This is a genomic window from Kribbella sp. NPDC006257, from assembly GCF_040613535.1.
GTDB lineage: Bacteria > Actinomycetota > Actinomycetes > Propionibacteriales > Kribbellaceae > Kribbella.
Genome location: NZ_JBEXSJ010000004.1, coordinates 85,614 through 97,974, shown reverse-complemented (window position 1 = coordinate 97,974; position 12,361 = coordinate 85,614). Strand labels below are relative to the sequence as shown.

Annotated in this window: 12 protein-coding genes; 7 read left to right on the top strand and 5 right to left on the bottom strand. The window is 67.3% G+C overall.

The features are described 5' to 3' along the window. Positions 1-19: 19 nt before the first annotated feature. Positions 20-1,084: a DNA polymerase IV gene (locus ABZ004_RS06525; protein ID WP_355678748.1), complete on the bottom strand. Its 1,065-nt coding sequence runs from the start codon at positions 1,082-1,084 to the stop codon at positions 20-22. Positions 1,085-1,173: 89 nt separating this feature from the next. On the opposite strand from ABZ004_RS06525, the gene ABZ004_RS06520 reads away from it, so the two are divergent. After that, positions 1,174-2,034: an NAD-dependent epimerase/dehydratase family protein gene (locus tag ABZ004_RS06520; RefSeq protein WP_355678747.1), complete on the top strand. Its 861-nt coding sequence runs from the start codon at positions 1,174-1,176 to the stop codon at positions 2,032-2,034. Here ABZ004_RS06520 and ABZ004_RS06515 read toward each other — a convergent pair. Then, complete coding sequence (locus tag ABZ004_RS06515) at positions 2,031-2,501, bottom strand: GNAT family N-acetyltransferase (protein ID WP_355678746.1); 471 nt, start codon at positions 2,499-2,501, stop codon at positions 2,031-2,033. The genes ABZ004_RS06520 and ABZ004_RS06515 overlap by 4 nt on opposite strands. A gap of 232 nt (positions 2,502-2,733) precedes the next feature. Between ABZ004_RS06515 and ABZ004_RS06510 the strand changes: the two genes are divergently transcribed. Both ABZ004_RS06510 and ABZ004_RS06505 read left to right on the top strand, forming a co-directional pair. Continuing rightward, positions 2,734-5,127 carry an immune inhibitor A domain-containing protein gene (locus tag ABZ004_RS06510; protein ID WP_355678745.1) on the top strand — a complete coding sequence of 798 codons (2,394 nt, stop codon included), beginning with the start codon at positions 2,734-2,736 and terminating at the stop codon, positions 5,125-5,127. Positions 5,128-5,284: 157 nt separating this feature from the next. Beyond that, entirely contained in the window at positions 5,285-5,599 is a 315-nt protein-coding gene (locus ABZ004_RS06505; RefSeq protein WP_355678744.1) for a WhiB family transcriptional regulator, read from the top strand. Here ABZ004_RS06505 and ABZ004_RS06500 read toward each other — a convergent pair whose 3' ends face one another. Beyond that, positions 5,600-5,974 (bottom strand): zf-TFIIB domain-containing protein, encoded by a 375-nt coding sequence (locus tag ABZ004_RS06500; RefSeq protein ID WP_355678743.1) that lies wholly within the window; start codon positions 5,972-5,974, stop codon positions 5,600-5,602. It abuts the gene before it with no gap. A 191-nt stretch (positions 5,975-6,165) separates the two neighbouring features. On the opposite strand from ABZ004_RS06500, the gene ABZ004_RS06495 reads away from it, so the two are divergent. Continuing rightward, complete coding sequence (locus ABZ004_RS06495; protein WP_355678742.1) at positions 6,166-6,942, top strand: aminoglycoside 3'-phosphotransferase; 777 nt, start codon at positions 6,166-6,168, stop codon at positions 6,940-6,942. Here the strand turns inward: ABZ004_RS06495 and ABZ004_RS06490 are convergent. Continuing rightward, complete coding sequence (locus ABZ004_RS06490) at positions 6,920-8,242, bottom strand: glycosyl hydrolase family 18 protein (protein WP_355678741.1); 1,323 nt, start codon at positions 8,240-8,242, stop codon at positions 6,920-6,922. The genes ABZ004_RS06495 and ABZ004_RS06490 overlap by 23 nt on opposite strands. 115 nt (positions 8,243-8,357) lie before the next feature. On the opposite strand from ABZ004_RS06490, the gene ABZ004_RS06485 reads away from it, so the two are divergent. After that, positions 8,358-9,071, top strand: a complete 714-nt coding sequence (locus ABZ004_RS06485; protein WP_355678740.1) for a pirin family protein — start codon at positions 8,358-8,360, stop codon at positions 9,069-9,071. Here the strand turns inward: ABZ004_RS06485 and ABZ004_RS06480 are convergent. Continuing rightward, entirely contained in the window at positions 9,068-9,391 is a 324-nt protein-coding gene (locus tag ABZ004_RS06480; protein ID WP_355678739.1) for an L-rhamnose mutarotase, read from the bottom strand. The two genes, ABZ004_RS06485 and ABZ004_RS06480, sit on opposite strands and share 4 nt — an antisense overlap. Before the next feature lie 125 nt (positions 9,392-9,516). On the opposite strand from ABZ004_RS06480, the gene ABZ004_RS06475 reads away from it, so the two are divergent. Continuing rightward, complete coding sequence (locus ABZ004_RS06475) at positions 9,517-10,284, top strand: VOC family protein (RefSeq protein ID WP_355678738.1); 768 nt, start codon at positions 9,517-9,519, stop codon at positions 10,282-10,284. Positions 10,285-10,356: 72 nt separating this feature from the next. Next, on the top strand, positions 10,357-12,264 hold the full coding sequence (locus ABZ004_RS06470; protein WP_355678737.1) for a penicillin-binding transpeptidase domain-containing protein: 1,908 nt from the start codon (positions 10,357-10,359) through the stop codon (positions 12,262-12,264). The last annotated feature ends 97 nt before the right edge of the window (positions 12,265-12,361 follow it).

The window sequence follows — 12,361 nt, the reverse complement described above, 5'->3', positions numbered from 1 at the left end:
CGGTTGGGTCTCGTATCCGCTACCTACTGCCCGAAGGGGCGAACTCCACCCGTACGCCGAGCAACCGCACCGGCCGGCGGAACTCGAATTTCGCCAGCACCTCGAGCGCCGCCGCCGCGACCACCTCGGGATCCTGCGTGCTCTCCTTCAGCTTGCGGCTCTTGATCGGTGTGTAGAACGAAATGAACCGCACCTTCACGTGCACCCGCTGCACCGACCGCCCCTCGTCCACCACCTCACGCGTCAGCGCGAGCGCCATCGACCGCACCTTGTCGGCGATCTCCACCGGATCCGAGAGGTCCTCCGGATAGGTCACCTCATGACTGCGCGACACCGGCTCGCGCGGCACATCGGTCACCTCGGCATCGCCCAGTCCACGGCCGAGCGCGAGATACCAGGTCCCCATCTTCGGCCCGAACCGCTTCCGCAGTACGTCGGGATCGGCCGCCCCCAACTCGGCCACGGTCTGGAGACCGAGTTCGGCCAGGTTCGCCGACATCCGGCTGCCGATCCCCCACAGGTCACGGACCGGACGATGGTTCATCACCTCGGCCCAGTTGTCCGCGGTCAGCCGGTAGATCGCGACGTCGTCGACCGACGGCGGACCCTCAGGTTTCGCGAAGCCGGTCGCGAGTTTCGCCCGCACCTTGTTGTCGCCGATCCCGATCGAGCAGGTCAGACCGGTGCGTTCGAGCACGGCCGCCCGCAGCTCCGCAGCGAGTCGCTCCGGGTCGTCGACCGAGGCGCCGACGAAGCACTCGTCCCAGCCCCAGACTTCAACCACCACAGGGAATTCGCGCAGAGTGTCCATCACCTCGGCCGACGCCGCGTCGTACGCCGTCGGGTCCGTCGGAAGGAACACCGCCTCGGGACACTTCCGCGCGGCGGCGCGCAGCGGCATCCCGGAGTGCACCCCGAACGCACGGGCCTCGTACGACGCGGTCGCGACCACCTGCCGCGCCTGACTCGGATCGCCCGAACCGCCGACCACCACCGGGAGACCGCGGAGCTCCGGCCGGCGGCGTACCTCGACCGCGGCAATGAACTGGTCCATGTCCACATGCAGGACCCACCAGCGGCTCATACCCCAGGGGTATCACAGCCGCCCGAACAGGTCTTGGAAATCACTGCCTTCCCGACCGCACGCTGGAGACAAAGAAGAGGAGCAAAACTGTGAAGGTATTTCTGACCGGAGGATCCGGTTACATCGGGCAGGCGACGATCGAGGCGCTGGTCCGGCACGGCCACGAGGTCACCGCGCTCGCCCGCAGCGACCGCGCCACCGGGATCGTCACCGGCCTCGGCGCGAAGGCCGTCACCGGCGACCTCACCGATCTTTCCGTACTCCGGAACGCCGCCTCCGCAGCGGACGGCGTACTCCATCTCGGGTGGTCGGCCGAGCGGAGCGCCGAGGTCGACCTGGCGGCCGCGGAGGCGTTGCTCGATGGGCTCGGCGGCCGCGGTCCCTACGTCCACACCGGTGGCGTCTGGGTCTACGGCGACACCGAAGGTCTGGTGGACGAGGACGCCCCGAAGAACCCGCCGGAGGTGACGGCCTGGCGGCTCGAGAACGAGGCTCGGGTGCTTGGGAGCGAAGGTTCGCACCCGGTGCTCGTGATGCCCGGTGTGGTGTACGGGCGGGGGAGCGGGTTGCTGGAGTACTTCTTCGTCGAACCGGCTCGCGCGACAGGCGCCGTACGGGTGATTGGTGACGGGAGCAATCACGTCACGCTCGTGCATGTCGACGACATCGCTGAGTTGTACGTGCTGGCTCTCGGAGCTCCCGCTGGCTCGGTGTACAGCGGAGTCGCCGAGAACTTGCCGTTCGCCACCATCGCGCCGGCATTGGCCGCGGCGGCCGGCGTACCGGGCAAGGTGGAGCACATCAGCTTCGCAGCGGCGTACGAGCAGATGGATGTGATCGCGGGTGCCTATGCGTTGGACCAGCAGCTCACCAGTGAGCGGGCCAGGCGTGAACTCGGCTGGGAGCCCAAGCACCTGGACGCTGTCGCCGACATTGCAGCAGGTCGCTAGAGCACCTTGCGCATCGACTGGGCGACTGTGACGTAGCCGAGTGAATCGTAGAGGCGGACCGCTGTCGGGTTGTCGTTGAAGACGTTGAGGTCGAGCCGGTCGAAACCCAGGTCGCGGCAGGCCTGCTCGCCGGCCAGCATGATCGCCCGGCCGTAGCCGTGCCCACGCTGGGCGGCATCCACCTCGACGTTGAAGATGAACGGCACCGGTTTGCGGGCCTGGATCCACAGGTTGCCGACCACGCTCCCGTCCGGGGTGCAGGCGGTCCACACGAGATGGTCCTTGGTGGCCAGGCCGTCGGGCAGGAGAGTCTCGATCTCCTTGCGGGCCTGGGCGAGGGCCTCCTCGTCGGTGAGTGCCCGGGCCGGGCCGATCGCGCCGGCGTACCCGACGATGGTCAGCTCGTACCACTCGGCGAACTCGTCCTCGGTCATCGGACGCAGGCTGACCTGCGGTGTGCTGCTCATCGCCCGACGATAACCGTCAACGGGGCCCAGATGGAGGTCTCGTTGCAGTCTGATGGCGAATTTGACGCGAAGGGTGGGGCAAGGGTTATCCCGCGGCGGTGAGCCTTCCGGTCGCACCCTGTGCTCACTTAGTGTCCTAGCGTCTCCGGTCACTGGTTGCCCTCGGCCACCTCTTGACCGGAGACGCTGCTGCGCCGGGGAGAGAGCCTGGCGGAACCGATGAGGAGGAACCGTGCACCTGTTGCCCGCACGTACGACGGCCCTCGGCGTATTGGGGATCGCCCTGGTGGCCGGGCTCGGCCAGGTGCCCCAGTCCATCGCGAGCCCGGCGCCCGCGGACGGCACCGCGCCGACCGGGCCGGCCGCCGTCAAGGCCGGACCGGACGAGCTGCCGAACGCTCTCGAGGACAAGCGGCGCGACCTCCGCCAGGAAGCGATGACCAATGTGCTCACCGGCTCCGCCAAGGTCGAGCAACGCGGTACGAGCAAGGTCGTCAAGGTCGGCCAGGAGGTGGCCACGCCGGCTTCGCGCGATGCGCGCGGCAAGCTCAAGGCGGCCAGGATCGGCAAGAACCAGTACGTCGAACTAGCGCGCGAGAAGACCGACAAGATCTTCGTCATCCTGGCCGAGTTCGGCAACCAGCGGCACCCGGACTTCCCGGACAAGGACACCGATCCGGATACGCCCGGCCCCTCGACGTACGACGGACCGGTGCACAACGCCATCCCGGCGCCCGACCGGACCCAGGACAACTCGACAGTCTGGCAGGCCGACTACTCCCGGGCGCACTACCGGGACCTGTACTTCGGCAAGGGCGACTCGGTGAAGACGTACTACGAGAAGCAGTCGTCCGGCCGCTACTCGGTCGACGGCACCGTCTCGGACTGGGTGAAGGTGCCCTACAACGAGGCCCGCTACGGCCGGTCGAACGGCACCCCATGTGCCGACAACATCTGCTCCAACACCTGGAACCTGATCGCCGACGCGGTGAACCAGTGGACGGCGGACCAGAAGGCCAAGGGTCAGACCGACGACCAGATCCAGGCGACGCTGAAGTCCTACGACCAGTGGGACCGCTACGACTACGACGGTGACGGCAACTTCAACGAGCCGGACGGCTACATCGACCACTTCCAGATCGTGCACGCCGGTGGCGACCAGGCGAACGGCGATCCGCACCAGGGTGAGGACGCGATCTGGTCGCACCGCTGGTACGCGTTCCAGAACAACACCACCGGGCCGGCCGCGAACAAGCTCGGCGGCGTACAGATCGGTGCCACCGGGCTGTGGATCGGTGACTACACGATGCAGCCGGAGAACGGCGGGATGAGCGTCTTCGCGCACGAGTACGGGCACGACCTCGGACTGCCGGACCACTACGACACCTCTGGGCAGCCGAGCCAGAACCCGGTGAACTGGTGGAGCGTGATGGCGCAGAACCGGGCCGGTGCGAAGGGTGACATCGGGATCGGCCTGAAGCCGCAGGACATGGGCACCTGGGACAAGCTGCAGCTGGGCTGGCTCGACTACGAGACGGTGAAGGCCGGCCAGACCAAGTCGATCGACCTCGGCCCGCACGAGTTCAACACCAAGAAGGCCCAGGGCGTCGTTGTGGTGCTGCCCAAGAAGAAGGTCACCACCCAGCTGGCCAAGCCGGTCACCGGCACCAAGTCGTGGTGGAGCGGGACCGGCGACAAGTACTCCGGCACGCTCACCCGCAAGGTGACCCTGCCGGCCGGGTCGTCGTCGCTGACCTTCCAGGCGAACTGGAAGATCGAGGACTGCGGCGCAGACCCGTGCGACTACGCGTACGTCGAGGTGAACGACGGCTCAGGGTTCAAGGCGATCCCGGGCAGCATCACCAAGTCGGCCGAGGCGAACGGGATCGACGGCGACAGCGCGGGCTGGAAGCCGGCCACCTTCGACCTGTCCGCGTTCGCGGGCAAGACGATCGACCTGCGGTTCCGGTACGCGACCGACGGGGCGACGCACGAGCTCGGCTTCTTCGCCGACGACATCAAGGTGGTCGCGGGCAGCCAGACGCTGGTCGACGACGGGGCCGAGAACGGCGACAACGGCTGGACCGCGGCCGGGTTCAAGGCGAGTGGCGAGTCGGTCACCAACGAGTACGACAACTTCTACCTGGCGTCGAACTACACGTACAGCTCGTTCAACAAGTACCTGAAGTACGGGCCGTACAACTTCGTCGGCGCACCCCGGCCGGACTGGGTGGAGCACTACCCGTACCAGGACGGTCTGCTGATCTCCTACTGGGACACCTCGCAGAAGGACAACGAGACCGCTGTACACCCGGGGTCGGGCCAGTGGTTGCCGATCGACGCGAACCCGACGCCGCGGGTGAACCTGACCGGCGCATTCTGGAAGTCCGCGGTGCAGAGCTACGACTCCACCTTCGGGCTGCAGAAGTCGGACTCGTTCAACCTGACCGTCAAAGGCCAGCAGAACTACGTCCGCGGCGCCGACCCGGTGCCGGTGTTCGACGACCGGAAAGACTTCTGGTCGGCCGACATCCCGTCGTACGGCGTGAAGGTGCCGCACGTGGGCGTCAAGATCCGGGTGGTCACCCAGCAGGGCACTTCGATGCGGATCCTGATCAGCAAGTGACGCGGTGAAAGGGCCCGGGTGCTCCGGGCCCTTTCAGGGTGTGACGACGTTTGCCGGCGGGTACCTGGATCGACGACCCGCGGCTCGGAAGGCAGCCGTGGGGTTTGCCGACAAGTCCGAGGTGTTCGTCGATGGCCAAGCTCAACCGGGTCCGTCCGTGAGGCGGCGCAAGCCGCCCGCCGGCGCGGTCACGAAGGCGCCGGACGGCCTGCCCTCCCCGCTGATCCAGAACTGGGAATGGCAGGACTACGCCGCCTGCAAGGACGTCAATCCCGAGCTGTTCTTCTCCGCCGAGTCCGAGCGGGGGATGCGCAAACACGCCCGCGAGATGCTCGCCAAATCGCTCTGCGGCACCTGCCCCGTACGCCGGGAGTGCCGTCGGCACGCCGAGCTCGTCGGCGAGATGTACGGCGTGTGGGGTGGCACCACCGAAGAGGAACGCGAGCCGGCCTTGCACGGCCGGTCGCGCTGATCAGTCGAAGAGCTCCTCGAAGAAGGACTTCTTCTTCTTGCGCGGGTGCTGCTGGTTGCCGTACTTGTCGTAGCCGCCGCGCTCGTCGTACCGGCGATCCTTGTCGTACCGCTTCTCCTCGTACCGCTTCTCCTCGTACCGCTTGTCCTCGTACCGCCGGTCGTCCGGGCGGCGGTCGTCGTACCGCGGCTGCTGCTGGGCGAGCGGCACCGCCGGAGCCGTCGCGTTGAAGGCAACCTCGGCGTCGACGAGCCGCTCGAGCTCACCCCGGTCGAGGAAGATCCCGCGGCACTCCGTGCACTGGTCCACGGTGATGTTGCTGCGCTCGTACGTCCGCATCGAGCCTTGGCACTTGGGGCAGGTCAGGGTCTCCATTCGACAACCCTAGGTGACGAAAACCCCATCTCACCTGACCCTCAGTAAACTCTCAGCCACTCCTTAATCTGTCGAGCCCGACCCTCAGCGATCAGTTCCGAATCCGATCGAACATCGGTACGACGACCCACCGAGCGGCCGCAGTTCTGTTTTTTGCTCAAGAGCTTGTACTGCTGAGTGAGGATGGCGGGGTGGAGTTCTTGCGGCGTGGTGGGTGGGAGCGGGTGCTGGTTGGTGAGTCGGGGGCGGAGGTTTATCGGCGCGGCGAGATCTACGCGAAGTGGTGTCAGCCGGGTGGGGTTGCCGAGCTTCGGGGTGAGCGGGATCGGGTGGAGTGGCTGGCGGGTACCGGGATTCCTGGCGCCAGGGTTGCCGACTGGATCGAGTTGGTGGACGGGGCTGCGTTGCTGACTACGGCTGTTCCTGGGGTGAGCGGTGACGAGCTTCCCGCGTCACGCCGTACGGCGGACAATCTCGCGGCCGTGGTCAAGGCGTTGCACGAGATCCCGACCGACGATTGCCCGTTCGAGCGGCGGCTGGACGATGTCATCAGCCAGGCGGCAGACGTCGTACTGCGGGGTGCGGTGAACCCAGAGTTTCTGACCGACGAGTGGCGGTTGGTCCCGCCGGAGCAATTGCTCGCCGGTCTGTACGCCGAGTTGGCAGAGGTCGAAGCGAAGGCGGAGCTGGTCGTCTGCCACGGTGACGCCTGCCTGCCCAACTTCCTCTTCGACCCCGACACCCTCGAGTGCACCGGCGTGATCGACATCGGTCGGCTCGGCGTCGCCGACCGCTATGCCGACCTCGCGCTGCTCAAGGCCCAGCTGGAAGACGAATGGTCTGTCGACGCTGCCGACTTCCTGCAGACCTACGGACTCACCGAGCCGGACGCCCAGCGCCTCACCTTCTACCGGCTCCTCGATTCACTCACCTGGCCACGACCGGTCAGCGGCCCTGAAGGGACTTGACGTTGTTGCCGAAGGTCCAGGATTTTGAGCCGTCCCAGTTGATGGACCAGGTCATCACGCCTTTGAGGCCGGGGACGCTGTTGTAGGCCTGGGAAACCAGGGAGGGGCTCATATAGCCGCCGCCTGCGCCGGATTGTGCGGGGAGGCCGGGCACCTGCTTGTCGTACGGGACTCTGATCGTGACGCCCTGGATGGTGAGGCCGTTGTTGAGGCACTGGGTCTGCACGGTGAAGCCTTGGACCGTGCCGGCGGAGTACGAGTCGCCGGAGCAGCCGTACATGCTGCCGTTGTAGTACTGCATGTTCAGCCACCACAGTCGCCCGTTGTCGGCGTACTTCTTGATGATCGGCAGGTACGAACCCCAGATCGAGCCGTAGGTGACACTGCCACCGGTGACGTACGCCGTTTCGGGGGCCATCGTCAGCCCAAAGTTCGACGGCATCCGGGCCAGTACGCCGTCGATGATCCGGATCAGGTTGGCCTGCGACGTCGAGAGCTGGCTGATGTTGCCGCTGCCGGTGAGCCCGGTCTCGATGTCGATGTCGATCCCGTCGAAGTTGTACGCCTTGAGGATCGGTACGACGGTCGCCACGAACCGGTCCGCCACGGCCGACGAGCTGAGGTCGATCCCCGCCGCGGCGCCGCCGATCGACATCAGGATCGTCTGGCCGGCCGCCTTCGCGGTGCACATCTCGGCCGGGGTGGCGACCTTCACCCCCGCGTCCATGCCGTCCTCCCACTTCACCGTTCCGTCGGACAGGATCACCGGGAACGCCGCGTTGATCACGTTGTAGCCGTGCTGGGCGATCGCGGTGTTGGTGATCGGGGTCCAGCCGAAGGGCGGATGGACGCCGTTCGACGAGCCGTCCCAGTTCTCCCAGTAGCCCTGCAGCACCTTGCCACTCGGCCGCGACTTCACCGCACACGTCGTCGACCCGGGCGGCGGTGTCGTAGGCGGTGTAGTCGGCGGTGTAGTCGGCGGTGTAGTGGGAGGTGTGGTGGGCGGCGTCGTAGGAGGCGCACCGTCACAGGCGCCGAGGTCGAGCCACAGCGACGCAGCAGCGACCGGGTTCCAGCCGGCACCCGGGATGGCCGTATGCGCGGACCGCGCCGAGTAGGTCCGGTTCAGATAGGTCACCTTGTCCCCGACGGCATAGGTAGTCCCCTCCGCCCAGACAGGAGCACTACAAGCCGCCTGAATCGCCGACTGCTGAGCCTGGGCCGCCACCAGCCCCGCCGACCCGAGCAGCAGTCCGGTTGCCATCGCACTCGCGAGCAGAACGCCGACCCGTCGGTTCATGGCGACTCCCAATCCAATACGAAGAGACCTTTCGTTAACGGTAGGGCCCACACCACGACCGCCGCCACGACATGTCGGAAACCCGCCTCGCGACGGAGCGGTCAGACTGGTGCGCATGAGTGTGGACATCCGGCGGGCTGCCGACAGGTTCCGGACCGAGAGCGAATGGCTCGACTCGCACCATTCGTTCTCCTTCGGCCCGTACTACGATCCCGCCAACGTCGGGTTCGGCCTGCTGCTCGTGCACAACGACGAAGTAGTTGCCCCCGGCACCGGATTCGACACGCATCCCCATCAGGACCTGGAGATCGTCACCTGGGTACTACGCGGCGCTCTCGTCCACCAGGATTCCGAGGGCCACCACGGCGTCGTCTACCCCGGCCTCGCCCAGCGAATGAGTGCCGGCAGCGGGATCCAGCATTCCGAGAAGAACGACGCGGGCGAACCGGTCCGCTACGTCCAGATGTGGGTCCGGCCGGACGAGGTCGACCTACAACCGTCGTACCAGCAGGCGGAGGTCGACGACGCCTTGTCCACCGGCGAGCTCGTGCCCATCGCCTCGGGTCTTCCCAAGCATGCGTCGACGAGCGCCATCCGCATCAACCAGCGAGGCGCAGGCCTGTACGCCGCCCGCCTGCCCGCCGGCGCCGAGGTCCAGTTGCCCACCGCTCCTTACGTCCACCTCTTCGTGGCCCTGGGCACCATCACCCTCGAGGGCGCCGGTGACCTCGGTACGTCGGACGCCGCCCGCCTGATCGCCGCCGATGGGCCGCGGGTAACCGCCGGCCCGGCCGGCGCCGAACTCCTCGTCTGGGAGATGCGCCCCTAGTCCTTCTGCTCGGACATCGTCCAGACGTGGTTCAGCGGATGGGTGCCGTCCTCGTTCTGGGCGAAGGACTCCACGAACTGGCTCATGTGGATCTGCCAGCGCCGGTCGACCGGGTCGTTGGCGAGCTGGGCGACGGCGGCCGGGTAATCGTCGCAGTCGACGAGATGGAACAGGTCCCGGCCGCTGCGCCAGATGCTCCAGTCGCGAATGCCGACCCGGTTCATCACCGTGATCAGCTCGGGCCAGACTCTGGCGTGCTCGCGTTCGTAGGCCTCTTCGGTACCGGGGATCAGCCGGCTGTGCAGTGCTAGGCGGGTCACAACGCAGCAGGATACGCCCGGGGAGTGATCGAACCGTTATTCGATCACTCCGCGATCGTCTCGACGTGGCCGATCGTCCCTGGCAGGGTTGCGGGCGGCTTGGTAAACGACTTCCCGGAGGGTTGATGGTCGAGCGGAACAGTCCCTGGCCACCCGGTACGCCTAACTGGGTCGACCTCGCCGCGGACGACCCGGTCGCAGCTGCGGAGTTCTACGCCGGCCTGTTCGGCTGGGCCACCGAGCACCGGAGTTCGCCGGAGTACTTCGTCTGCAGCCTCGACGGCGAGGACGTCGGCGGGATCGGCCCGAAGCAGCCGGGGACCGAGCGCCTGCCGAGCCGGTGGACCACCTACCTCGCCACCGACCAGGTGGAGCACACGCTGGCCGCCGTACGGGCTGGAGGTGGCCGCGAGGTCCTCGAGCCGTGCGACATCGCCGCGCAGGGCCGGATGGCGATCGCGGCCGATCCGAACGGCGCGCTTTTCGGACTCTGGCAGGCTGCCGATCATGTCGGTGCCGAGCGCCGGGCGACACCCGGTTCACTGGTCTGGAGTGAGGCGCTCAGCCGCGATCACGAGGTCGCCAAGAAGTTCTACACGAGCGTGTTCGACTACCGGTCGGAGGAGGTCGGCGGGTACGACACGCAGTACGCGGCCCTGTACGCCGATGACCGCCCGGTCGCCGGGACGGGCGAGCTGCACCCGAGCATGCCGCCCGAGACGCCAGCGCACTGGCTTCCGTACTTCGCGACGGCCGGCGTCGACGCCACGGTCAACCAGGTCGTCGGCAACGGAGGTGCGCTCCAGGGCGACCTGCTGGACACCGATTTCGGCCGCTTGGCCGTCCTCAACGACCCCGAAGGCGCCCGCTTCGCAGTCATCCAGCTCGGCTGATCATTTTTCTTTGCATGGCACGCTGGTCACTTCTTCTCAGTGTGTACCCGTTGCCGTGCGAGAGTTGAGAGCGTGAAGCGAACTGCTGCGATCGTCTGCCTGAGTGCCGTCCTGGTCACCGCCGGCTGTTCCGACAGCAAGTCGGGTAGCGACGGAAAACCTGATCCCAACAACGAGAAGCAGGCCTCCGCGGCCGCCGTCAAGGCGTTCGCCGCTGCCTGGGTCAAGGCGTGGGCGCCGGACGGCAAGCCGGACGAGGCCGCCGCGCTCACCGATGCGCCGACCACCTTCGGTCCACGGCTGGACAGCGTCGACACGGCGCTGGTCGCACAGTCCGTGACGGTCACGCCACAGGGCGACCCGAATTGCTCCGACGGCAGCAACTGCACCCAGGACCTGGCCGTCGAGGCCGTACTCCGGGGTATCGGCACCATGAAGTGGACCAGCACCGCGACCGCCGTGAAGACCGGTGATGCCTGGAAGATCAAGGCGTCCGGCGACACGATCTACCCCGGTCTCGGCGACGCCAACTACCTGAAGCGGGTCCGGACGGTCCCGGCCCGCGGCTCGATCCTCGACCGCACCGGCAAGCCGCTGACCTCGAACCGGCCGGTCGTCATCGTCGGTGTTGCCTCCGGCAACGTGGCCACCGCGGCGACGTACGCGGCCTTCACCAAGAACCTCGACGTCGACGGCGCCAAGCTGTGGAAGCGGGCCAAGGCGTTGCCGCCCGGTCAGTTCGTCGACGCGATCACGCTGCGCGCCGAGGACTGGGACAAGCTGCGCAACACGGTCGGCAAGCTGCCCGGCGTACTGACGATGGGCGGCACCGCGTCGCTGCCGGAGAGCCCCACCTTCGCCCGGTCCGTGATCGGCACGATGAAGACGGCGACCGCGGAGACCCTGAAGAACGCGGGCCCGACGGCGTCCAGCGCCGACCAGGTCGGCACCACCGGTCTCCAGTACGCCTACCAGCAGCAACTCGCCGGTACGCCGGGCGGAACCGTGACGCTGCGGGACGGCAAGACCAAGATGGCGATCAAGGAGGTCTTCAAGCAGACCGGCAAGCCCGGTGCCGCGGTGAAGACCACGCTCGACACGAACCTGCAGCGCTTCGCCGAAGCCGCCCTGGCGACGAGCAAGCTGCCCGCCTCGCTGGTCGCGATCCAGCCGTCCACCGGTCAGATCCTGGCCGCGGCGAACGGCCCGACCGCCACGAACTACAACCGCGCGTTCCAGGGTCACTACGCGCCCGGTTCGACCTTCAAGATCGTCACCTCGGCCGCCCTGCTGGGCGTCGGCGAGACCAAGGACACGGTCCTGCCGTGCTCGAACACGATCAACGTCTTCGGCAAGACCTTCAAGAACTACGATGCGCTCGCGTCGTACGGCAACGGCACCATGGAGAAGGCGTTCAACGTCTCCTGCAACACCGCCTTCATCTCCCAGCACGGCAAGCTGCCCGCCGACGGGATGACCAAGGCGGCGGCGATGTTCGGCCTCGGTCAGGAGCTGAAGGTCTCCATCCCGGCGTACGGCGGTGAGGTGCCGGCGCCGAAAGATGCCGTCGCCGAGGCGGCCTCGATGATCGGTCAGGGCACCGTCACCGCGAGCCCGCTGGGGATGGCACTGGTCGCCGCCGCGGTCAAGAACGGTACGGCGATGAAGCCCGTGCTCGTCCCCGGCAAGGACCCGGCCGGCGCCGCGGCAGCTCCGTTGCCGCCGGCAACGACCAACGCTCTGCGTGCGATGCTCCGCAGTACGGTCGTGAACGGCACCGGGAAGATCCTGGCCGGCAACGGCGCGGTCTCGGCCAAGACCGGTACCGCTGAGGTCGTCTCGAACGGCAAGGTGATCACCAACGGCTGGATGGTCGGCTACCGCGGCGACGTGGCGTTCGCGGTCATCGTCGAAGGCGGCACCTCCGGCGGGCACGCAGCCGGCCCGATCCTCCAAAACTTCCTCGGCCGCTTCAAGTAAGAACCGTGAGACCCCGGTGCAACGCCGCCGGTGCGTCGCCTTCTCCCTCCGGATGCAACCCGACCAGCGCTGGTCCGAACAACACGTCATCGCGGAG